The organism is Streptomyces sp. NA04227 (assembly GCF_013364195.1).
Classification (GTDB): Bacteria; Actinomycetota; Actinomycetes; order Streptomycetales; family Streptomycetaceae; genus Streptomyces.
The window spans coordinates 1120419-1142396 of the sequence record NZ_CP054918.1 but is presented as its reverse complement, the minus strand read 5'-3'; the positions used below and the strand labels follow the sequence as shown (position 1 = coordinate 1142396).

General features: G+C 71.4%; 22 protein-coding genes. 13 read left to right on the top strand and 9 right to left on the bottom strand.

Features of this window, described 5'->3' with window-relative positions; all coding sequences use genetic code 11:
* Positions 1-193 precede the first annotated feature (193 nt).
* Positions 194-865 carry a VIT family protein gene (locus HUT18_RS04645; RefSeq protein ID WP_176104294.1) on the top strand — a complete coding sequence of 224 codons (672 nt, stop codon included), beginning with the start codon at positions 194-196 and terminating at the stop codon, positions 863-865.
* Positions 866-1116: 251 nt separating this feature from the next.
* Positions 1117-1827: a lysoplasmalogenase gene (locus HUT18_RS04640; RefSeq protein ID WP_254878423.1), complete on the top strand. Its 711-nt coding sequence runs from the start codon at positions 1117-1119 to the stop codon at positions 1825-1827.
* Between the two features lie 101 nt (positions 1828-1928).
* Here the strand turns inward: HUT18_RS04640 and HUT18_RS04635 are convergent, their stop codons facing one another.
* Entirely contained in the window at positions 1929-3416 is a 1488-nt protein-coding gene (locus HUT18_RS04635; RefSeq protein WP_176098043.1) for a CoA transferase, read from the bottom strand.
* Positions 3417-3624: 208 nt separating this feature from the next.
* Positions 3625-5142 (bottom strand): S8 family serine peptidase, encoded by a 1518-nt coding sequence (locus HUT18_RS04630; RefSeq protein WP_254878422.1) that lies wholly within the window; start codon positions 5140-5142, stop codon positions 3625-3627.
* A 393-nt stretch (positions 5143-5535) separates the two neighbouring features.
* On the opposite strand from HUT18_RS04630, the gene HUT18_RS04625 reads away from it, so the two are divergent.
* The 3 genes from HUT18_RS04625 to moaA all read left to right on the top strand — a co-directional run bounded on the left by HUT18_RS04625 (position 5536) and on the right by moaA (position 8748).
* Positions 5536-5904: a DUF485 domain-containing protein gene (locus HUT18_RS04625; RefSeq protein WP_176098039.1), complete on the top strand. Its 369-nt coding sequence runs from the start codon at positions 5536-5538 to the stop codon at positions 5902-5904.
* The gene (locus tag HUT18_RS04620) at positions 5901-7520 is read left to right on the top strand and encodes a cation acetate symporter (RefSeq protein WP_176098037.1); all 1620 of its coding nucleotides are present in this window, start codon (positions 5901-5903) and stop codon (positions 7518-7520) included. The genes HUT18_RS04625 and HUT18_RS04620 overlap by 4 nt, the downstream gene beginning before the upstream one ends.
* Positions 7521-7758: 238 nt before the next feature.
* Positions 7759-8748 (top strand): GTP 3',8-cyclase MoaA, encoded by a 990-nt coding sequence (gene moaA / locus HUT18_RS04615; protein ID WP_176098035.1) that lies wholly within the window; start codon positions 7759-7761, stop codon positions 8746-8748.
* An 82-nt stretch (positions 8749-8830) separates the two neighbouring features.
* Here the strand turns inward: moaA and HUT18_RS04610 are convergent, their stop codons facing one another.
* Together HUT18_RS04610 and HUT18_RS04605 are read right to left on the bottom strand one after the other, a co-directional pair.
* Positions 8831-9091, bottom strand: coding sequence for a hypothetical protein (locus HUT18_RS04610; RefSeq protein ID WP_176098033.1), 261 nt, complete (start codon positions 9089-9091; stop codon positions 8831-8833).
* Between the two features lie 258 nt (positions 9092-9349).
* Positions 9350-9763 carry a DUF3099 domain-containing protein gene (locus tag HUT18_RS04605; RefSeq protein ID WP_176098031.1) on the bottom strand — a complete coding sequence of 138 codons (414 nt, stop codon included), beginning with the start codon at positions 9761-9763 and terminating at the stop codon, positions 9350-9352.
* Between the two features lie 234 nt (positions 9764-9997).
* Between HUT18_RS04605 and HUT18_RS04600 the strand changes: the two genes are divergently transcribed.
* Entirely contained in the window at positions 9998-10285 is a 288-nt protein-coding gene (locus HUT18_RS04600) for a GlsB/YeaQ/YmgE family stress response membrane protein (RefSeq protein ID WP_176098030.1), read from the top strand.
* 256 nt (positions 10286-10541) lie between these two features.
* Here the strand turns inward: HUT18_RS04600 and tyrS are convergent, their stop codons facing one another.
* The 3 genes from tyrS to HUT18_RS04585 all read right to left on the bottom strand — a co-directional run bounded on the left by tyrS (position 10542) and on the right by HUT18_RS04585 (position 14795).
* Positions 10542-11807, bottom strand: coding sequence for a tyrosine--tRNA ligase (gene tyrS, locus HUT18_RS04595; RefSeq protein WP_176098028.1), 1266 nt, complete (start codon positions 11805-11807; stop codon positions 10542-10544).
* A gap of 67 nt (positions 11808-11874) precedes the next feature.
* Complete coding sequence (locus HUT18_RS04590) at positions 11875-13275, bottom strand: metallopeptidase TldD-related protein (RefSeq protein WP_176098026.1); 1401 nt, start codon at positions 13273-13275, stop codon at positions 11875-11877.
* The gene (locus tag HUT18_RS04585; protein ID WP_176098024.1) at positions 13272-14795 is read right to left on the bottom strand and encodes a TldD/PmbA family protein; all 1524 of its coding nucleotides are present in this window, start codon (positions 14793-14795) and stop codon (positions 13272-13274) included. The genes HUT18_RS04590 and HUT18_RS04585 overlap by 4 nt, the downstream gene beginning before the upstream one ends.
* 275 nt (positions 14796-15070) lie before the next feature.
* On the opposite strand from HUT18_RS04585, the gene fabG reads away from it, so the two are divergent.
* The 3 genes from fabG to HUT18_RS04570 all read left to right on the top strand — a co-directional run bounded on the left by fabG (position 15071) and on the right by HUT18_RS04570 (position 17203).
* Positions 15071-15775: a 3-oxoacyl-[acyl-carrier-protein] reductase gene (gene fabG / locus HUT18_RS04580; protein WP_176098022.1), complete on the top strand. Its 705-nt coding sequence runs from the start codon at positions 15071-15073 to the stop codon at positions 15773-15775.
* Between the two features lie 4 nt (positions 15776-15779).
* Positions 15780-16547, top strand: a complete 768-nt coding sequence (fabI, locus tag HUT18_RS04575) for an enoyl-ACP reductase FabI (protein WP_176098020.1) — start codon at positions 15780-15782, stop codon at positions 16545-16547.
* A 281-nt stretch (positions 16548-16828) separates the two neighbouring features.
* Positions 16829-17203 carry a hypothetical protein gene (locus HUT18_RS04570; RefSeq protein ID WP_254878421.1) on the top strand — a complete coding sequence of 125 codons (375 nt, stop codon included), beginning with the start codon at positions 16829-16831 and terminating at the stop codon, positions 17201-17203.
* Positions 17204-17242: 39 nt separating this feature from the next.
* Here the strand turns inward: HUT18_RS04570 and HUT18_RS04565 are convergent, their stop codons facing one another.
* A complete protein-coding gene (locus HUT18_RS04565) occupies positions 17243-17929 on the bottom strand; it encodes a FadR/GntR family transcriptional regulator (protein ID WP_176098018.1) in 687 nt (228 codons plus the stop codon).
* A gap of 115 nt (positions 17930-18044) precedes the next feature.
* Between HUT18_RS04565 and HUT18_RS04560 the strand changes: the two genes are divergently transcribed.
* From HUT18_RS04560 to HUT18_RS04550, 4 genes are all read left to right on the top strand, one after another.
* Positions 18045-19433, top strand: a complete 1389-nt coding sequence (locus tag HUT18_RS04560; RefSeq protein WP_176098016.1) for an MFS transporter — start codon at positions 18045-18047, stop codon at positions 19431-19433.
* A gap of 42 nt (positions 19434-19475) precedes the next feature.
* Entirely contained in the window at positions 19476-19592 is a 117-nt protein-coding gene (locus HUT18_RS33495) for an SGM_5486 family transporter-associated protein (RefSeq protein ID WP_254878420.1), read from the top strand.
* A gap of 177 nt (positions 19593-19769) precedes the next feature.
* Entirely contained in the window at positions 19770-19979 is a 210-nt protein-coding gene (locus HUT18_RS04555; RefSeq protein ID WP_176098014.1) for a hypothetical protein, read from the top strand.
* 85 nt (positions 19980-20064) lie between these two features.
* Positions 20065-20586 carry a histidine phosphatase family protein gene (locus HUT18_RS04550; RefSeq protein ID WP_176098012.1) on the top strand — a complete coding sequence of 174 codons (522 nt, stop codon included), beginning with the start codon at positions 20065-20067 and terminating at the stop codon, positions 20584-20586.
* 38 nt (positions 20587-20624) lie between these two features.
* Here HUT18_RS04550 and serB read toward each other — a convergent pair whose 3' ends face one another.
* Positions 20625-21839: a phosphoserine phosphatase SerB gene (gene serB, locus HUT18_RS04545; protein WP_176098010.1), complete on the bottom strand. Its 1215-nt coding sequence runs from the start codon at positions 21837-21839 to the stop codon at positions 20625-20627.
* Between the last annotated feature and the right edge of the window lie 139 nt (positions 21840-21978).

Below are 21978 nucleotides of genomic sequence, written 5' to 3'. Positions count from 1 at the left end.
GCCGTCGGCCGGTCGGTTGACCCCGCGCCCCCAGGCCACCGCGACGGCCACGGCGACCCGGGATCGCGCGGCGCGCCCTCCCGTACCTGCGGTGCGCCCTCCCGTACCTGACGGGGAATGAGAACCTGCCTCCGTGAGCGAGCAGAGCGCGACCGCGTCCGGCGGATCCCACCACGAACCGCACGACACCGCTCTGTCCCGGCGGCTCAACTGGCTGCGCGCGGCCGTGCTCGGCGCCAACGACGGCATCGTGTCCACCGCGGGCCTGGTCGTCGGTGTCGCCGGTGCCACCCAGGAGCGCGCGGCGCTGCTCACCGCCGGACTCGCCGGTCTGCTGGCCGGTTCCATGTCCATGGCGGCGGGCGAGTACGTCTCGGTCTCCACCCAGCGCGACACCGAGAAGGCCGCCATCGCCCAGGAGAAGCGGGAGTTGCGCGAGGCGCCGGAGGCGGAGCTGGAGGAACTCACCGGGCTCCTGGAGGAGCGCGGACTCACCCGTGACGTCGCCCGCGAGGCCGCCGTACAGCTCACCGAACGCGACGCCCTGCGCGCGCACGCCCGCGTCGAACTCGGCATCGACCCCGACGAGCTGACCAACCCCTGGCACGCCGCCTGGGCCAGCTTCCTCGCCTTCACCGTCGGCGCGCTGCTGCCCCTGCTCGCGATCGTGCTGCCGCCGTCCTCCTGGCGGCTGTCGGTGACCGTCGCCGCCGTTCTGCTCTCGCTCGCCGTGACCGGCACCCTCGGCGCCCGCCTCGGCGGCGCCCCGCCGGGCGTCGCCGTCCTGCGGAACGTGGGTGGCGGGGCGCTGGCCATGGCGGTGACGTACGGCGCGGGGGCGCTGCTGGGGGCGGCGGGGGTGTAGGTCCCGGGTGCGGTGGGGCCCCTCGGGGAGTGGTCGGCAGCGGCCGCGTACTTGCCTGTTGAGGGGTACTGCCCCGATCCTCCGCCCGGCACCGCCCGTCCGCACACCGGGACCGGCCGTCCCGCCCCTGTCCTTTCACGAACAAAAGTGGCAGCCTGTGCCAGCCGCTCGCCCGCCGGGCGGCAGTGCGGCGCCGCCCCGAATCAGCCGCGTGACGAACCGTCCCCCCGCCTTACGGAGGCGATGCGCTCATGACCGGGTTCCCCACGCCCGCGGACAGTTCCGCGGAGGCATCGGCCGCGACCGGTCCCATGGGCAACCGGTTCGGGGCGCTGCTGCTCCCGGCGTTCGTGCTCGTCTGCCTGGGCGACCTCGTGGTGCTGCTCGCGGACCTCGGGCCCGGGCACGCGGCGCTGAAACCCCTGCTCATGCCGCTGCTCGTGGCACACGCCGCGCTCCTCGGCGCCCCGCGTACCCTGCTCGCCGCGCTGCTTTTCGGCTGGGGCGGCGACGTCCTGCTTCTGTTCGGCCACGACCTCGCGTTCCTCGCCGGGATGGGCTCCTTCGCCTGCGGCCACGTCTGCTACCTGCTGCTCTTCCGACGGCTCGGGCAGGGCCACACCCCGCGCCGCAAGGGGCTGCTGCTCGGCCTCCTGTACGCGGCCGGGCTGGTCGCGATGGTCGTCCTGCTCTGGCCCGACCTGCCCGCGGACATGCGTGCCCCCGTCGCCGGGTACAGCCTGCTGCTCACCGCCATGGCCCTCGGCTCCACCCGGCTCGGCCTGGTCGCGGGCGCGGGCGGGGCGCTGTTCCTGTTGTCCGACAGCCTCATCGCCACCTCGGTCGCCGAGTGGCCGCAAGCGCCCCGCCCCGACCTGTGGGTCATGCTCACCTACCTCGCCGCCCAGTACCTCCTGACGACGGGTGTGCTGCGAGCAGCGGCTGACCGGACCCGGGACTGAACGCCAACAGGCCCCGGCGGCCGCGTACTTGAGGCCGTCGTTCCCTCTCGGGGCCGGCCGTGCACGCGCGCTGCACACCGGGACCCGAGCGGACCTGTACCTCAGACCCACAGCGCCGCGTCCGAGCCGTTCACCCCGGGGCCACGCGTCCAGTCCTCCGGCCCGTCCGTGAAGGCGACGGGCGTACGGGCGTGCCGCAGACGCCCCAGCGGAGTCTTGGTCTCGGTAAGCCAGGGTTCGGGCGCCGCGGAGTCGTACGCCTCGCCCAGCCGCGCGGGTACGGAGTCTCCGTCTGTGTGCGGTACCGGCAGACCCGCGCCGTCGGGTCCGGGGGTGACCGTGTGGCCGACCGTGCCGGTGGGCCGGGTGAGCCCGTGGGTGAGCCAGCGGGCCGTGTGCGCCAGGGCGAAGCGCAGGCTCACGGTGCCCGCCCCGTCGGTCTGGTCCGAGACGGCGCGCAGGACGGCGGCGGCCAGGAGGTAGCCCGTGCCGTGGTCCAGGGCCTGTGCGGGCAGTACCCCGGGGCGTCCGTCCACGGACTCGGCGGCGGCGATCCCGGTGGCGAACTGCACCACACTGTCGAATCCGCGCCGCTCGTGCCAGGGCCCCTGCTCGCCCCAGGCCGAGAGCTGCGCGACCACCAGACCGGGGCGCCGCTCGGCCAGCGCGGCCGGTGACAGGCCGAACCGGTCCAGGCTGCCGGGCCGGTAACCGGTGACCACCACGTCCGCCGAGGACAGCAGTTCCTCGAAGGTGCGGCGGTCGGTGTCCTCGGCCAGATCCAGATGGACGGAACGCTTGCCGAAGCCGGTGTCGGCGTGCTGGTCCGCGAGTTCGGGCAGCCGGGGCGAGTCGATTCGCAGGACGTCCGCGCCGAGCAGGCCGAGGGTGCGGGTGGCGACCGGACCTGCGATGACCCGGGTCAGATCGAGTACGCGCAGCCCGGCGGCCGGAAGCAGCGGCGAGGTCGCCGGGTGCGCGGGCAGCGGCCGTGACCGGGTGCCCGGCAGCGGCTCGCGCACAAGGAGCGGCCGCGCGGCGACCGCGGCGCCGTGCTCGTGCCGCTCCCACTCCTCGGGGGTGCGCAGGGCCACGGCGATGCCCCCGGCCGCGTACACCAGGTCCTCGATCTCGGTGCCGGACCGCTCCGCGATCATCGGAGCCACGAACTCGGGTGTGGCCTCCGCCTCGCTCAGTCCCAGCGCGGACAGCAGACGGGCCCTGTGGTGCGGGTAGTTGGCGTGGGTGCGCAGCCAGCCGTCGGCGGTGCGCCAGATGCGCGACAGGGGCGCGAAGTTCTCCGGAGTGGCCGCGCCGATCCGCAATTGGCGCTCACTGGTGAAGGCCGTCGCGAGCGACCCGTCGTCCAGGCGGACCCGGCCGGGCGCTCCGCCGTACCGGCGCGCGGCGAGTTCGGTGGCCGCCAGCGAGCAGGTGGCCACACAGGCACGGGCCAGCTCCCGTACCGGAAGCCGCGCGGGTAGCGCCCCCGCACGGGCCACCAGCGAGAGCCGCGCAAGCGCCGAGGGGTCGCCGCCGAGCGTGGTCCATACGTCGTGGGTGCCGTGCAGCCAGGGGTGTTGATCCATGCGCGCACTATGCAGGACGGGCGCGGTGCGCGCATCCACCGGGCGGGTGCCGGGCGGGTGCGTACGGACTCCGGCCGGGACCGGGGGAGTCAAGTCCCCTGATCCCGGCCGGAGGTGAACCCGCGTGGTGTTACGCCGTGCGCCGGTTCAGCGGCAGTCGGCGGTCGGCATCAGCGACCGCGTCGGCCAAAGCGAGCGACCGTGGCGGTCACTTCACCGCCTTGAGCGCGTTGACGATGCCGTGGCCGTAGAAGCCGTTGACCTCGTCGTCGCCCACACAGGTGGAGTCGACGGTGCCGTTGCCGTCGGGGTCGTACGGCTCGGTCGGGCAGCCCGGGTTGTCGGCCTGGGCCTTGAGCAGCCGCTGGAGCTGCGCGGGGGAGGCGTCCGGGTGGGTGCTCTTCAGGAGCGCGGCGACGCCGGCGGCGTGCGGCGAGGCCATCGAGGTGCCCTGGAGGTAACCGAACTTGCCGTTCGGCATGGTGGACAGGATCCGGCCGTTCTTCTCCGGGGTGTCCGGAATCTGGTACTTGTCGCCACCCGGCGCGGCGACGTCGACGACGCCGTTGCCGTAGCTGGAGTAGTACGACTTGAGGTTCTGCACACCCGTCGCGCTGACCGTGACCACACCCGGGAGCTGGGTCGGGATGTCGAAGCACTTGTGCGGGTCGATCGTCCGCGGCACCGGGGTGGAGTCGTCCGGGCTGGAGTCGTCGAGGATCTCGTCCGCGTCCAGGTCGTGGTTGGAGTTACCGGCCGAGGCCAGGTTCAGCGTGCCCTTGCGCTTGGCGTAGAGCTGGGCGCGGTTCACGGCGTCGACGATGGCCTTCTGGTCCGGGTCGTCGACGCAGTTGTACAGCCACGGGTCCACGTAGTAGCTGTTGTTGGTGATCTCGATGCCGCGGTCGGCCGCGAACACGAAGGCGCAGACCACGCTCTCCGGGTAGAACAGACCGTTGACCGGGTCGCTCACCTTGATACCGGAGACCTTCACGCCCGGGGCGACACCCGCGACACCGACGCCGTTGCGCGCGGCCGCGATCTCACCGGCCACGTGCGTGCCGTGGTAGTCCTCCTCCGGCTTGTACGGGCGCCAGGCGCCGGGCGTGGTGTCCGCCTTGCCGCCGACGCAGTTCGCGGACTGCGAGGCCGAGAAGTTGGGCGCGAGGTCGGGGTGCGTGTCGTCCACGCCGGTGTCGATGACGCCGACCGTCACCTTGCGGCTGCCCGGGTTGATCTCGGCGGCCTTGTCGGCGCCGATCGCGCGCAGGTCCCACTGGTTCGCCTCGAGCGGCTCCTGGCCGGCGGCGGCGACGCGCGAGGTCCCGGCGGACGCCGGGAGGTACTGCGGTGCGCCCTCGTCGGTGGTGCGGGCCTGACTGAGCGGGGTGGTGCGGGTGGCGCCGGCCGACTGCACGCCGCGCGCCTTGCGTATGGTCGCGGCGAAGTCGGCGTTCGCGGAGTGCACCACGATGACGCCGATCTTCGGGTACGCGACGACGACCTTGCCGTCCGCCTTGGCGATCGCCTTCTTGACCGCCTCGACAGTGCCGTTGCCGGGGCGGGTATTGACGACGTAGGCAAGCTCGGGCGCGTCCGCCTCGGCGGTCGCGCGGGCCGGCTGCTCGGCGGCCGCGGTGGCGGGCAGAACCCCGCCGACCGCCGCGGTGAGAGCCAGCGAAAGCGGCACGGCGAGTGCCAGGCCGCGTCTGGAACGAGGACTCAAACGAGGACTCATGGGGTGGGGTCTCCACATCATCCGGATACGGAACAGCCCGAACACAGGTGGTGCTCGGGCGGGTACACGACCGAAAGGTCAGGGTGAAGCTATATCCCGTCCTCCCTGGCCAGCAATGTTTTCCCGGAAGAAAACCGAACGGGTGGCCGGTGTCCGGTGAATTCCTTCCGGCGTGGAGAGCGCTCAACGAGCTGATTCACGCCCCTTTTGGATCACGCCCGGGGGCCCTAACATCGCCAGACGGTCACGTGACCTGGCTCACGCCGCCGTGAACTGCCCTGCCCGCCCGCGCCGTTGGTCCCCTCCACGGACCGGACGCCGTCCCAGCCGTCCCCGTCGCCCCCGCCCCACCGTCCACGTGCCGACCCGCGAGGAGAGATCGTGGCCACCGAACCAACAGCCCCGTCGAAGGGCGGCCCGAGCGGACCGCCCTCGCCGCTCTCGGCCGAGGAGTACACCGAGGTGCAGCACAGCGCCGAATTCGGTGAACTGCGCCGCGCCCACCGCTCCTTCGCCTTTCCCCTGACCGTCGGCTTCGTCACCTGGTATCTCGCGTACGTCCTGCTGTCCATCTACGCGAACGACTTCATGGGCGAGAAACTCTTCGGCAACATCAACGTCGCCCTGGTCCTCGGCCTCGCCCAGTTCCTGACCACCTTCCTGATCGCCTGGTGGTACTCCCGGCACGCCTCGGCCAAGCTCGACCCGAAGGCGGAGGCCATCAAGTCCCGTTTGGAGGGCGGCGCATGAGCCCGGACTTCACCCTGGCCGCGAACGAGGCCAGCGAACACCGGCCGCTGATCATCTCGCTGTTCGCCGTCTTCGTCCTGGCCACCCTGGTCATCACCGTCTGGGCGGGCAGGCAGACCAAGGACGCGGCCGACTTCTACGCCGGCGGACGGCAGTTCACCGGATTCCAGAACGGCCTCGCGGTCTCCGGCGACTACATGTCCGCCGCCTCCTTCCTCGGCATCGCCGGGGCCATCGCCCTCTTCGGCTACGACGGATTCCTCTACTCGATCGGCTTCCTGGTCGCCTGGCTGGTGGCCCTGCTCCTGGTCGCCGAGCCGCTGCGCAACTCCGGCCGCTACACGATGGGCGACGTCCTCGCCTACCGGATGCGCCAGCGCCCCGTACGCACCGCCGCGGGCACCTCGACGATCGTCGTCTCGATCTTCTACCTGCTCGCGCAGATGGCCGGAGCCGGAGTCCTGGTCTCCCTGCTGCTCGGCATCACCAGCGACGCGGGCAAGATCGCCATCGTCGCGCTGGTCGGCGTCCTGATGATCGTCTACGTCACCATCGGCGGCATGAAGGGCACCACCTGGGTGCAGATGGTCAAGGCGGTGCTGCTGATCGCGGGCGCCCTCCTCATCACCTTCCTGGTGCTGCTGAAGTTCGACTTCAACCTCTCCGACCTGCTCGGCTCGGCGGCCGACAACAGCGGCAAGGGCTCGGCCTTCCTGGAACCGGGACTGAAGTACGGCGTCGACTCGACGACCAAGCTCGACTTCATCTCGCTCGGCATCGCCCTGGTCCTCGGCACCGCGGGACTGCCGCACATCCTCATCCGCTTCTACACGGTGCCCACCGCCAAGGCCGCCCGTAAGTCGGTGAACTGGGCGATCGGCATCATCGGCGCCTTCTACCTGATGACGATCGCACTCGGCTTCGGCGCCGCCGCCCTGATCGACCCAGGGGAGATCACCACCTCGAACAAGGCGGGCAACACCGCGGCCCCCCTGCTCGCCCTGCATCTCGGCGGCGTGGACTCGACCTGGGGCGCCATCCTGCTCGCCTCGATCTCCGCGGTCGCCTTCGCCACCATCCTGGCCGTCGTCGCGGGCCTGACCCTGGCCTCGTCCTCGTCCTTCGCGCACGACATCTACGCCAATGTGATCAAGAAGGGCCAGGCCACCGATCGGGAGGAGGTACGGGCCGCCCGCTGGGCCACCGTCCTCATCGGCATCGTCTCCATCGGCCTCGGCGCCCTCGCCCGCGACCTCAACGTCGCCGGTCTGGTCGCCCTCGCCTTCGCGGTCGCCGCCTCCGCCAACCTGCCGACGATCCTGTACAGCCTGTTCTGGAAGCGGTTCACCACCCAGGGCGCGCTGTGGTCGATCTACGGCGGCCTGGTCACCGCGGTCGGCCTGGTGCTGTTCTCGCCGGTGGTCTCCGGCAAGGAGTCCTCGATGTTCCCGGACGTCGACTTCCACTGGTTCCCGCTGGAGAACCCCGGCCTGATCTCCATCCCGGTTGGCTTCGTACTCGGCTGGCTCGGCACCATCCTGTCCAAGGAGGAGCCGGACGCCGCCAAGTACGCCGAGCTGGAGGTGCGTTCGCTCACCGGGACCGGGGCGCACTGACCGGACCCACGCCGTACGCGGGCGCCGTCGCCGGACCACCGGCGGCGGCGCCCGCGTATTGCCTGGCGAGATGGGCCCTTCGGTCCTGTCGGTGTCGTCACGTAGGCTCAGGAAGAGCTCTGACGATCCGGCGCACCCGCCGATGATCCGACGACGGCTCTGACGACGAGCACCTCGGGCCCGAGCGACGACGCTCCCGGCCCCGGGGCACTCCACGGGCGTGCGCGAAGGGGGCGTAGTGCTAGCCGACACCTACGGACGGGTGGCCACCGACCTGCGCGTCTCCCTGACCGACCGCTGCAATCTGCGGTGCACCTACTGCATGCCGGAAGAGGGCTTGCAGTGGCTGGCCAAGCCCGACCTGCTCACGGACGACGAGATCGTCCGCCTGGTGGACATCGCCGTACGCCTCCTCGGCATCACCGAGGTCCGCTTCACCGGCGGTGAGCCCCTGCTCCGGCCCGGTCTGCCCGGCATCGTCGAAGCGGTCGCCGCCCTCGAACCCCGGCCCAGGATCTCGCTGACCACCAACGGCATCGGACTCGGCCGCACCGCAGCCGCGCTGCGGACCGCGGGCCTGGACCGCGTCAACGTCTCCCTGGACACCCTGCGGCCCGAGGTGTTCCACACGCTCACCCGCCGTAACCGCCACCACGACGTCCTCGCGGGTCTGCACGCGGCGCGTGAGGCGGGTCTCACTCCGGTGAAGGTGAACAGCGTGCTGATGCCCGGCCTCAACGAGGACGAGGCACCCGACCTCCTGGCCTGGGCGATCGAGCACGACTACGAGCTCCGCTTCATCGAGCAGATGCCCCTCGACGCCCAGCACGGCTGGCGCCGCGAGGGCATGATCACCGCCGGGGACATCCTGGCCTCGCTGCGGACCCGGTTCCGGCTGGAACCCGAGGGCGAGGAACAGCGCGGCTCGGCGCCCGCCGAGCGCTGGATCGTGGACGGCGGACCGCACCGCGTCGGAGTGATCGCCTCGGTGACCCGCCCGTTCTGCGCCGCCTGCGACCGCACCCGGCTCACCGCCGACGGCCAGGTACGCACCTGCCTGTTCGCCACCGAGGAGACCGATCTGCGCGCGGCCCTGCGCGCGGACGCGGACGACGCACACCTCGCGGAGATCTGGCGCGGGGCCATGTGGGGCAAGAAGGCGGGCTCGGGCCTGGACGACCCGACCTTCCTCCAGCCGGAACGCCCCATGTCCGCCATCGGCGGCTGAGGAGACCGACGCTCCGCACCCCGGGGACTTCGGACTTCAGGAGTGCGACGCCCCCTGCCTCAGGAGTGTGCGCCCTTCCGCCTCAGGAGTGGGACGCCTCCCACTCGTCCAGCGGGACGACTTCCTTCAGGAAGCCGCGTACTCCCAGGAACGACGACAGGTGCTCGCGGTGCTCGGCACACGCCAGCCAGGTCTTGCGCCGGTCCGGGGTGTGCAGCTTCGGGTTGTTCCAGGCGAGCACCCACACGGCGTCCGCCCGGCAGCCCTTGGCCGAGCACTGCGGGACGGCGGGCTCCTCGGGTCCGTTGCCGGGCGAGGAACCATGGGGGAGCGGGAGATTCACACGTCAACTGTAGTGCCGAGGGTGGAATGCTCCGGGCGTGCGGTGTGTTGTACCCCAAGTACGCTGCGGCGGCGCCGAGTTGGGCTCCCGCAGACAAGGCGACGCCGGGCAGCCACGGGGGGAGCTGCCCGGCGTCGGTCCGTCGCTCCGACGGGGGATGCGGAGCGCCCATGAAGTATGTCACGGGGTACCCGTCGCCCGGGACCGGAACAACACGATTGTTCTGAGCTTTTCTTGAGGTGGCGGAAAGCTCCCCGGTCAGCTCTGTTCACTTGCGGTGCCGGCGGTACTCGTACCGGACGCCGCGGTTCCGGAACTGCCGTCCGTGGAAGGCGTGGTGGGCGCGTCGGGCGGGATGATCACGCCCACGAGCTCGGGCCTGCTCGGCGGGGCCGGCGCCGGAGCCGCATAGGCGGTGTTGGGTAGCGACGGCACGTTCTCGCGGCCCGCGTTGGCGATGACCACGGCTCCGTACGGCAGCAGGATGCCGAGCGCGAGACACACGATCGCGAACTCGCGCTGCACATCCCACATGGGCACCGCGAGGATGATCGACAGCGTACGGATCCCCATGGAGATGACGTAGCGCCGCTGCCGTCCGCGGACATCCTCCGCCAGCCCCTGCCTGGCGCCTGTGATGCGGAAGACTTGGGGGCTGTTCTGCTTGCGCATGCGGGCCTCACCTGTCGTCGCTCGCTCGGACTCTCCCCGGTCCGAGCCGACGGTGGCCCGACCGAGACCAACGGTACGCCGCCCGCAGAGTGCGTACGAGAGCGGGTTGCCGCTTGGCCGGATCACTCCCCCCTCTTACCCGGCTCCCGGGCGGCCGTCCGACGTGCGCCGTCGGGAGTATCGGCCGAAACTGACGGTGCACGCGCAAGCTCGCCGCCCCGAGGAGGCGACAACATGGGTTGGTTCTGGGCCATCGTCCTGGGCTTTGTACTGGGTGTCATCGCGAGGATCATCATCCCCGGCAAGCAGCAGATCCCGCTGTGGCTGACCACGATCCTGGGCATCGGCGGTGCCGTGCTCGGCAACGCGGTCGCCCGTTCGGCCGGAGTCGACACCACCGACGGAATCGACTGGTGGCGCCACCTGTTCCAGCTGGCCGGCGCCGTGGCCCTGGTCTGGCTGGGCGAAATGGCCTGGGGCGCCATGCGCCGGGGCAAGAGGGGCGGGCGGCAGCGGGCCTAGTCTTAAGTCACCGGCATTGGGCCTAGGACGGGCCTAATCCAGGTCCAGCGACCGCGCGATGGCCGATGCCGGACGGTCGCAGAGGTACACGAACCGGACGGCTCACAGAGGTACGACGAAGGGGCGGGACCGCGCACACACCCGCGGCCCCGCCCCTTCGTCATCGTCCGTCGAAAACCCCAGGTCGCAATCCCCGGGCCGCAATCCCGAGGTCACAACCCCGAAGCCGGGATCCCGAGGCCGGGATTCCGGACCCTCAGGCGCCCGTGACCTCCACCGCCGCCAGGTTCTTCTTGCCGCGGCGCAGGACGAGCCAGCGGCCGTGCAGGAGATCGGTGGTGGCGGGGACCGCGTCCTCGGCGGTGATCTTGGTGTTGTTCACGTAGGCGCCGCCCTCCTTCACGGTGCGGCGGGCCGCCGACTTGCTCTGGACCAGGCCGACTTCGGCGAACAGGTCGACCACCGGGCCGAGCGTGCCCACCTTGATGTGCGGCAGCTCGGAGAGCGCCGAGGCGAGGGTGGACTCGTCCAGGTCCGTCAGCTCGCCCTGGCCGAACAGAGCCCGGGACGCGGCGATCACCGCGGCGGTCTGGTCGGCGCCGTGCACCAGCGTGGTCAGCTCCTCGGCGAGTGCCCGCTGCGCGGCACGGGCCTGCGGGCGCTCCTGGGTCTGGCGCTCTAGGTCCTCGATCTCCTCGTGGGACTTGAAGCTGAAGATCCGCAGGAAGGTGGGGACGTCACGGTCGTCGGCGTTGAGCCAGAACTGGTAGAAGGCGTACGGAGTGGTGAGCTCCGGGTCCAGCCAGATCGTGCCCGACTCCGTCTTGCCGAACTTGGTGCCGTCCGCCTTGGTGATCAGCGGGGTGCCCAGGGCGTGCACCGAGGTGCCCTCGACCCGGTGGATCAGGTCGGTGCCCGCGGTCAGGTTGCCCCACTGGTCGCTGCCGCCGGTCTGCAGGGTGCAGCCGTAGCGCCGATGCAGCTCCAGGAAGTCCATGCCCTGCAGGATCTGGTAGCTGAACTCGGTGTAGCTGATGCCCGCGTCCGAGTTGAGGCGGCGGGCGACCGCCTCCTTGGTGATCATCTTGTTGACCCGGAAGTGCTTGCCCATGTCGCGCAGGAAGTCGATGGCCGACAGGCCCGAGGTCCAGTCCAGGTTGTTGACCATGAGCGCGGCGTTCGGGCCCTCGAAGTCGAGGAAGGGCTCGATCTGCGCGCGCAGCCGTCCGACCCAGTTCGCGACGGTCTCGGGGTCGTTGAGCGTGCGCTCCGCGCTGGGCTTGGGGTCACCGATCAGACCGGTGGCCCCGCCGACCAGGCCCAGCGGCCGGTTCCCGGCCTGCTGGATCCGGCGCATGGTCAGGATCTGCACCAGGTTGCCCAGGTGCAGGCTGGGCGCGGTCGGGTCGAAGCCGCAATAGAACGTGACGGGGCCGTCCGCGAACGCCTTGCGCAACGCGTTCTCGTCGGTGGCGAGCGCGATCAGCCCGCGCCACCTCAGCTCGTCGACGATGTCCGTCACGTTGTCGTGTCTCCTAGGTTGCTCTGCGAAGTGCTGCGCAGCCGCCCGCGAGCGGCTGCGTACGAGGTTATACGCCCTGGCTGACAGAGCTCATATGGAAATCCGGTACGCGCAGGGGCGCCATGGCCGCCCTGGTGAAGTAGTCGGTCCACTCCCGGGGCAGGGTGTGCTCGGTGCGGCCCGCCTCGGTGGCCCGGCCGAGCAGGTCAACCGGGGACTCGTTGAACCGGAAGTTGTTGACCGCGCCGGTGACCTCGCCGTTCTCGACGAGATAGACGCCGTCCCTGGTCAGGCCGGTGAGCAGCAGGGTGGCGGGGTCGACCTCGCGGATGTACCAGAGGCAGGTCAGCAGCAGTCCGCGCTCGGTCGCGGCGACCATCTCGTCCAGGGAGCGCTCGCCGCCGCCGTCCAGGATCAGGTTCCCGACCGGCGGGGCCAGCGGCAGCCCGGTGAGCGTGGCGCTGTGCCGGGTGGTGATCAGCTGGGAGAGGACGCCGTCGCGCACCCAGTCGGTGGGCCCGAGCGGCAGCCCGTTGTCGAAGACGGAGGCGTCGTCGCCGGAGGAGTGCGCGAGCACGAACGGCGTCGACTCCAGACCGGGCTCGAAGGGGTCGCTGCGCAGGGTCAGCGGCAGCTCACCGAGGCGGTCGCCGGTCCGGGTGCCGCCGCCCGGGCGGGAGAACACCGTCCTGCCCTCGGCGGCGTCGCGGGCCGCCGAGGACCACAGCTGGTAGATGAACAGGTCCGCCACCGCGCTCGGCGGGAGCAGGGTCTCGTAGCGCCCGGCGGGGAGGTCGATCCGGCGTTCGGCCCAGCCCAGCCGGGTGGCCAGCTCGGCGTCCAGCTCCGCCGGGTCGACGTCCTTGAAGTCGCGGGTGGCCCGGCCCGCCCAGGCCGAGCGGGTGCGGTCCGGCGACTTGGCGTTCAGCTCCAGGGTGCCGCTCGGCTGGACGTGCCGGAGCCGGACCCCCGAGGTGGTGCCCAGATAGCTGCTGACCACCTCGTGGTTGGCGAAGCCGTACAGCTCGCGTCCGCCCGCGCGCGCCCGCGCGAAGGACTCGCCGAGCGCCGGGGCGAAGTCCCCGAAGACCGCCGAGGAGGTCTCGGCCGGGGGCTCGGTGAAGTCGGTCGACTCGGCGATCTTGGTCACCAGGGGGCGGGCGTCCTCGGCCGGGCCGGCCGCCCGGGCCGCGGCCTCCGCCGCGCGGACCAGGGACTCCAGCTCGTCCCCGGTGACGGCGGAACGCGAGACCACTCCGGAGGCGGTGCCCTCCTGGCCGTCGACGGTCGCGATCACGGTGAGGGTACGGCCGCGGGTGACGCCGTTGGTCGTCAGCGCGTTGCCCGCCCAGCGCAGGTTGGCGCTCGACTCCTCGTCGGCGATCACCACCAGGCCGTCGGTACGGGAGAGTTCGAGGGCGCGCTCGACGGTCTCGTGCGGACTCTGCGTACGGATCGATCGGCTCATCGCCCGGCCTCCTGCGCGGTGTTCAGGATGTTGACGCCCGTGAAGAGGGCGGAGGGGCAGCCGTGCGAGACGGCCGCGCCCTGACCGGGCTGGGCCTTGCCGCAGTTGAAGGTGCCGCCCAGTACGTAGGTCCCCGGACCGCCGACGGCCGTCATGGAGCCCCAGAAGTCGGTGGTGGTGGCCTGGTAGGCCACATCGCGGAGCTGGCCCGCGAGCCGCCCGTTCTCGATCCGGTAGAAACGCTGGCCGGTGAACTGGAAGTTGTAGCGCTGCATGTCGATGGACCAGGAGCGGTCGCCGACCACGTAGATGCCGTTGTCCACCGAACCGATCAGGTCCTCGGTGGAAAGGCCCGCCGGGTCGGGCAGCAGTGAGACGTTGGCCATCCGCTGTACCGGGACGCGGGCGGGGGAGTCGGCGAAGGCACAACCGTTGGACCGCTCGAAGCCGGTCAGCTTCGCGATCCGGCGGTCGAGCTGGTAGCCGGTCAGGACGCCCTCGCGGACCAGGTCCCAGGACTGGGCGGCCACGCCCTCGTCGTCGTAACCGATGGTGGCCAGGCCGTGTTCGGCGGTGCGGTCGCCGGTGACGTTCATCAGCTCGGAGCCGTACTTGAGCGTGCCGAGCTGGTCGAAGGTGGCGAAGGAGGTACCCGCGTAGGCGGCCTCGTAGCCGAGGGCGCGGTCGAGTTCGGTGGCGTGGCCGACCGACTCGTGGATGGTCAGCCAGAGGTTCGACGGGTCGACGACCAGGTCGTACCGCCCGGGCCGCACGCTCGGCGCCCGCAGCTTCTCCGCCAACTGCTCGGGGATCCGGGCCAGTTCACCGTCCCAGTCCCAGCCGGTGCCGAGCGCGTACTCCCAGCCGCGCCCGGCGGGCGGTGCCAGGGTCCGCATCGACTCGAACTCGCCGCTGTCGCTGTCCACCGCGACCGCGGTCAGCTCCGGGTGCAGGCGTACGCGCTGCTGGGTGGTGACGGTGCCCGCGGTGTCCGCGTAGAACTTGTTCTCCAGGACGCTGCGCAGGGTGGCGTCGACATGGTCCACGCCCTGCGCCGCGAGCAGCCGCGCGCTCCACTCGGCGAGCCGCGCGGTGCGCTCCTCCTCCGGCACCGAGAACGGATCGGTCTCGTACGCGGAGACCCAGGTGCGGTCGGCGTGCACCGGCTCCGGCGCCAGCTCGACGTACTCCTTCGAACCGGCCGCGCGGATCACCGAGGCGGACAACTTCGCCATCTCCACGGCCTGTCCGGCCACCCGCGCCGCCGCGTCCATGCTCAGGTCGACCCCGGCGGCGAAGCCCCAGCTGCCGCCGTGCACCACGCGTACCGCGTAGCCGAGGTCGGTGCTGTCGGAGGAACCGGACAGGCGCGCGTCGCGGAGTCTGAGGCTCGCCGAGCGCACCCGCTCGAACCGGAAGTCCGCGTGCTCGGCGCCCAGGGCGCGTGCGCGGGCGAGCGCCGCGTCGGCGAGCGCCCTGAGCGGCAGCGCCGTGAAGGATTCGTCCACGGAAGGGGGCACGGTTTCTCCTACTCGACGGGGCGGCGGTCTCCCGCGGCCGGTGCCCGGGCGGGCGGGGGCGCGAGGTGTCCGGACAGATCATGTCGCGCCGGGGCGGCCCGGGCCACCGCTTTCGACAGGTCCTGTGCGCGTGCTGTTCAGCGGCTGGTGCGGCCGCCGGTTCTGTAGGGACCCGACAGTGAGCCCGAGCAGCCACTGTGGGATGGCCGATTGCCGCAGATGGCGGTGCTACAGATAGGTTTCGGGTATCAGACCGCTAATGAAAGGGTGATCCGTTGAGCCGCTCGGTTCTCGTCACCGGAGGAAACCGGGGCATCGGCCTCGCCATCGCCCGTGCCTTCGCGGACGCCGGTGACAAGGTCGCCATCACGTACCGCTCCGGCGAGCCGCCGTCCGGCTTCCTCGCCGTCAAATGCGACATCACCGACGCCGAACAGGTGGAGCAGGCCTACAAGGAGATCGAGACCGCACACGGCCCCGTGGAGGTGCTGGTCGCCAACGCCGGTATCACCAAGGACCAGTTGCTGATGCGGATGTCCGAGGAGGACTTCACCTCGGTCGTGGACACCAACCTCACGGGCACCTTCCGCGTGGTCAAGCGTGCCAACCGCGGCATGCTGCGCGCGAAGAAGGGCCGGGTCGTCCTGATCTCCTCGGTGGTGGGGCTGCTCGGTTCCGCCGGACAGGCCAACTACGCCGCGTCCAAGGCAGGTCTGGTCGGTTTCGCGCGCTCCCTCGCCCGTGAACTCGGTTCCCGCAACATCACTTTCAATGTCGTCGCCCCCGGCTTCGTGGACACCGACATGACGGCCGCGCTCACCGACGAGCAGCGCGAGTCCATCGTGTCCCAGGTGCCGCTCGGCCGTTACGCCTCGGTCGGCGAGATCGCCGCCGTGGTGAGCTTCCTCGCCTCCGAGGACGCCTCGTACATCACTGGAGCCGTCATCCCCGTTGACGGCGGATTGGGCATGGGTCACTGAGCACATGAGCGGAATCCTCGCCGGCAAGCGCGTTCTCATCACCGGTGTGCTGATGGAGTCCTCCATCGCCTTCCACACGGCCAAGGTCGCTCAGGAGCAGGGCGCCGAGATCATCCTCACCGCCTTCCCGCGGCCGACGCTCACCGAGCGGATCGCCAAGAAGCTCCCGAAGCCGGCCAAGGTCATCGAGCTCGACGTCACCAACGACGAGCACCTGGCGAGCCTGGAGCAGGTGGTACGCGACGAGCTCGGCGGGCTCGACGGTGTCGTGCACTCCATCGGCTTCGCCCCGCAGGACGCGCTCGGCGGCAACTTCCTCAACACGCCCTTCGAGTCGGTCTCCACGGCCATGCACGTCTCGGCGTTCTCGCTGAAGTCGCTGACCATGGCCTGCCTGCCGCTGATGCAGGAGGGCGGCTCGGTGGTCGGTCTGACCTTCGACGCGCAGTTCGCGTGGCCGCAGTACGACTGGATGGGCCCGGCCAAGGCCGCCCTGGAGGCGACCAGCCGCTACCTGGCCCGTGACCTCGGCAAGCAGAACGTCCGCTGCAACCTGATCTCGGCGGGCCCGCTCGGTTCGATGGCCGCCAAGTCCATCCCCGGCTTCTCGGAGCTGGCCGCGGTCTGGGACACCCGCTCCCCGCTGGAGTGGGACATGAAGGACCCGGAGCCCGCGGGCCGCGGCGTCGTCGCCCTGCTCTCGGACTTCTTCCCGAAGACCACCGGCGAGATCGTCCACGTCGACGGCGGCGTGCACATCATGGGTGCCTGACCGACAGGCAGCACGGCAACACAGCAGCACCGGCACGGGCCCGGTCGTACGCGAGGGCGTACGGCCGGGCCCGTGCCCGTTCGCGTCGGAACCGTGCCTGTTGGGGCCGGACCGCGCCCGCTTGCTGCCGCTGAGGCGTCGCTCGATCGGGTCAGCAGGGCGGGCGGCCCGGCAGCGCCGGGCGCAGCCTTGAGGCACGGATTTCCCTAGCGGTGTTCCCTGGTGGCGCAGTCGCGGCGGAGCCCGATCGCTCGCCTGCATACGGCCGAGGAGGTTCCGTTGTGCTTCCGTCCGGCTCCCCGCCGATGCGGCACGGCAGGCTCGCCGACGCCGTGACCGCCGCCCTCGCGTCGAGCGTGCTGCTCTTCACCCTGCCCCCGGCCTTCGGACCCGGCCCGACGCACGGCGCCCCGGCTCCCGCGCAGGACCTCTTCGGCGCCGAGTGCCGTACCCGGACCGAGGGTTCACGGGCCTTCGCCGTCTGCCACAACCCGTACCCGGGCACCGACCGGATGCGGCTGCACATCGAGTGCGCCCGTTGGTGGGACGTCGACAGCGACTCGCGAGTGGTCGCCGCGGGTCCGGCCGAGTCGGTCCGGCTGGACGGCCGGTGCTGGAAGGAGATCGGCTCGGTGTGGGTCAGCCACCGGCGCTGAGCGGTGTGCCCGTGGCTGTGCCGGCAGGGGGGACAGGGCCTAGTGACCGAGCGCCGCCACCGCGCTGCGGCACTGCAGGGGGTAGTGGGCCGCCTCGGCGGCCGCGGCGGCGGAGTCGCCCGCGCGGATCGCGTCGACCAGGGGCTGGTGCGTCATCAGGTTCTCCGGCGCCAGGTCCTCGCCGACGTCCTCGCGCAGCCAGGAGCGCAGCACCTCGCCGAGGTCCGCGTACATCGCGAGCAGGGCCTCGTTGTGGGAGGCGGCCACCACGGCGAGGTGGAAACCGGCGTCGGCGGTCACGAAGGCCTCGCGGTCGCGGGCCTGCCAGGCCTCGTCGCGGCGTACCAACTGGGCCTCGATCTGGCGCAGATCGCGTGCGGTGCGCCGCTCGGCGGCCAGTCCCGCGGCGCCCGACTCCAGGGTGGCGCGCAGCTCGGCGATGTGCCGTGGGTCGGTGTTGGTGAAGCGGCGGTGCATCACTCCGGCCAGCTCGCTGGTCGCCACGACGTAGGTGCCCGAGCCCTGCCGGATCGACAGCAGCCCGTTGTGGGCGAGTGCCCGGACGGCCTCGCGCACGGTGTTGCGCGCGACCCCGAGCTGCTCGACCAGTTCGCTCTCGGTGGGGATGCGCGAGCCCACCGGCCACTCGCCGGAGGAGATCTGCTGGCGCAGCTCGGCGATCACCTGGTCGGCGAGCGCCGATCTGCGGGGGTGACTCAGAGGCATGGCGTCCCTTCGGGCGGTCGGACTGCCGGACAGTGTGCCGCACGGCATACGTCGCACGGGCCCGTCCCGCCACGGGCAGGCCACCTCGGTCGACAGAGATTCATCCCATCATTCTATGATGGGTCTCATGGCGTACGAAGAGACGATGACCGGAACCCGCAGCGCCCGGCCCACCGCCCCCTCGGCCGAAGCCGTCACCACCGAAGCCGTCACCACCGAAGACACCTCCGCGCCCGCGCAGAACGGTCCTTCCGCGGCGCGCACCTGGTTGCCCCGGCTCGTCGCGGTCGCCGTCGTCCTCGCCGCCGTGAACCTGCGCCCCACCATCACCAGCGCGGGCGCCCTCCTCGAAGAGATCCGCGACGGCCTCGGCATGAGCGGCGGCGTGGCCGGGCTGCTCACCTCGCTGCCCTCACTCTGCTTCGCCGTCTTCGGCGTCACCGCGCCCCGCCTCGCCCGCCGGTTCGGCCCGGCCGCCGTGGTCGGCACCGGCATGGCCGCGATCGCCACCGGCCTGCTGATACGTCCCTGGGCGGGCGGCACGTACGGCTTCCTGGCCGCCACCGCGCTCGCCCTGATGGGCATCGCCGTCACCAATGTGCTGATGCCGGTGATCGTCAAGCACTGGTTCCCGGACCGGGTCGGCTCGATGACCGGCCTCTACTCGATGGCCCTCGCGCTCGGCACCGCCTCCGCCTCCGCGACCACCGTGCCGCTGACCGAGGGCCTGGACGGCGACTGGCACCTGGGTCTGGCCGCCTGGTCCGCGCTCGCCGTCCTCGCGCTGGTGCCGTGGCTGGTGCTCATCGCCAAGTGGCGCTCGCCCGCCCGCCCCACGGGGACCTTGGCCGCACCGGCCACCGCGGCCGAATCCGCCGCACCGGCCGAGTCCGCCGAGCGGTCCGGGCCCGGCCCGCGCATGTACCGCAGCCGCACCGCCTGGTCCCTCGCGCTCTTCTTCGGCCTCCAGGCCACCGGCGCCTACGTGACCATGGGCTGGATGGCGCAGATCTTCCGCGACGCCGGGGTGGCCGCGGGAATGGCCGGGCTGCTCGTCGCGGTGACGATGGTGATGGGCGTTCCGCTGGCCTTCGTCATCCCCCGGCTCGCCGGCCGGCTGCCCCACCAGGGCCCGATCGTGGTCGCCCTCGGCCTGTGCGGACTGACCGGCTACGCGGGCCTGTGGGCCGCGCCCGCCGGTGGCGCCTGGGCCTGGGCCGTGCTGCTCGGCATCTCCAACTGCGCCTTCCCGCTGGCGCTCACCATGATCGGCATGCGCTCGCGGACCAGCGCGACCGTGGCGAGCCTGTCCGGCTTCGTCCAGAGCACCGGGTATCTGCTCTCCATCCCCGGGCCGATCCTCGTCGGCGTGCTCTACCAGCACAGCGGCGGCTGGTCCGTACCACTGGCGCTGATGGCCGCCCTGATGGTGCCGCAGACCGTCGTCGGCGTCCTGGCGGGGCGGCCGCGGACGGTGGAGGACGAGGCCGCGACGCGGGCCTGACCCCGTTACGCCCCCGCCCCACGGGGATGGGACACTGTGCTCATGCCTGCGCTCGATCCGAACCCCCAAAACGGCCAGCGGAAGCTCCTCATGGTCTTCGGCGCGATGATCGCCATCACCGTGATCATCGGCGTCATCGCCTCGTTCGCCTCCCCCTGACCGGCCGCATCCGACACTCCTGCTCGGAGGGTGGGGTTGTCCCCACCCTCCCTTAGGGGGCTGGTGTCAGGGAGAAGTGGGTGGCGCACCGGATGGGGTGTGTCCGCCGCCTTCCGTAGCGTCGTCACCGTGACCGCGAGGACGCGGCACACGGCGTACGTAGACCACGGAGGCGTCATGCCCGCGCAGACCCGACCGCAGCACCGGCCCGGCGACCGTATCGAGATCCAGCTTCCGTGGTGGTCCGTCGCCCTGCCCGCGATCGCCTTCGCGGCGCTGCTGCTCCTGCTGCTCAACCCTGCCGACGCGCATGCCGCGAGCGGCGGCTCAGGGGTCACCGAGGTCTTCGGTCACCTGGAGCAGGCGGTCCGCAGCAGGGGGCTGTGAACCCCTGCGCGCACCGCGCCCACGTGCCGGTGAAGCCGTCCAACTCCCTGCGCCCGGTGGCGCGTTTCATGCGAAGCTGGAAGACATGAGCGCCGCAGAGCCCCGCAGGATTGTTCTTGTCCGGCACGCCAAGGCCGACTGGCCGGACGTGTCCGACCACGAGCGCCCGCTCGCCGAGCGAGGCCGCAAGGACGCCCCCGTCACCGGCCGGAAGCTGACCGACTCGGGCTTCGTGCCCGACCTGGTCCTCTGCTCCACCGCGACCCGGACCCGGGAGACCCTCAAGCTGATGGTCCCGGAACTTCCCGTACGCCCCAGGACGGTCTACGAGGAGCGCGTCTACGAGGCCTCCCCGGGCGAGCTGATCGCACTGATCAACGAAAGCCCCGACGAGGTGCACACCCTGGCCCTGGTCGGCCACAACCCCGGCGTGCAGGCCCTCGCCGAGATCCTCGCGGGCGAGTTCGACCCGCAGGCCGGGCGGCGCATGGCCGAGCGCGGCTTTCCCACCTCGGCGTACGCGGTACTGAGCTTCGGCGGCCCCTGGAAGTCCGTGGAACCGGGCGTGGGCACCCTCGTCGACTACTGGGCACCCGGCCAGGACTGAACCGCGGGGACCGGCGCCGGGCGCCCGCGGCGCGTGGCTCAGTCGGCGTGCGCGTTCGCCGCCTCGACCTCTTCGCGGGTGATCCCGAGCAGATAGAGAACCGTGTCCAGGAAGGGCACGTTGACCGCGGTGTGCGCGGCCTCGCGTACCACCGGCTTGGCGTTGAAGGCGACGCCGAGTCCGGCGGCGTTCAGCATGTCGAGGTCGTTGGCGCCGTCACCGATGGCGACGGTCTGGGAGAGCGGCACCCCCGCCTGCTCGGCGAAGCGGCGCAGCAGACGCGCCTTGCCCGCCCGGTCCACGATCTCGCCGGTGACCTTGCCGGTGAGCTTCCCGTCCACGATCTCCAGCGTGTTGGCCTGCGCGAAGTCGAGCCCGAGACGTTCCTTCAGATCGTCCGTGACCTGGGTGAACCCGCCGGAGACCACGCCGACTTGGTAGCCGAGCAGCTTCAGCGTACGGATCAAGGTGCGCGCGCCCGGCGTCAGTCGCACCTCGCTGCGCACCTTGTCCACCACGGAGGCGTCCAGGCCTTCCAGGAGGGCGACCCTGGCGTGCAGGGACTGCGCGAAGTCGAGTTCGCCGCGCATCGCCGCCGAGGTCACCTCGGCGACCTTCTCCTCGCAGCCCGCGTGCGCGGCGAAGAGCTCGATCACCTCGTCCTGGATGAGCGTGGAGTCGACGTCCATCACCACCAGCCGCTGCGCCCTGCGCTGGAGTCCGGCGGAGACCACGGCGACATCGACGCCGAGGGCCGCGGCCTCGATCGCCAGCGCGGTGCGCAGCGACTCGGTGTCGGTGCCCGAGACGTCGAACTCGACTGCGGTGACCGGGTACTTGGCCAGCCGGAAGATGCGGTCGATGTTGGCGCCGCGCTCGGTGATGGTGGCGGTGACGGCGGCGGTGGACTTGGCGGTCAGAGGGTGGCCGAGCACGGTGATGTGGGAGCGGCCCACACCGCGTGGGCGGTTGTCGCCGCTGCCGGAGATGATCTCGGCCTGCACCGCGCGGGACTCGGCCCAGCTGTGCACCGCCGCCCGCAGATCGCCCTCGGCCCCGGCGGGCGGCTCGGTGACGAGCGCGCACAGGACCAGCCGGCCGCGTGTGACGACCTGTTCCAGGTCGACCACGTCCACGGAATACGCGGCGAGAGTCTCGAAGAGTCCCGCCGTGATTCCCGGCTTGTCCTTGCCGAAGATCTTGACGAGAAGCGTGGGGACGTCGTTGCTCTCGATGTGCTCTGTAGCGCTCATGGTGATCCCCACCGTATCGGGCCCGCGTGTGCGAATGCCGTGCCGGTCCGAGGAGCGGACAATGCCGTGTCCCGCCGACCCGGGCCGCGCCAAAACCCGGAATACGGGATACCCGATCATGGCCGGAGGTCGACTTGTG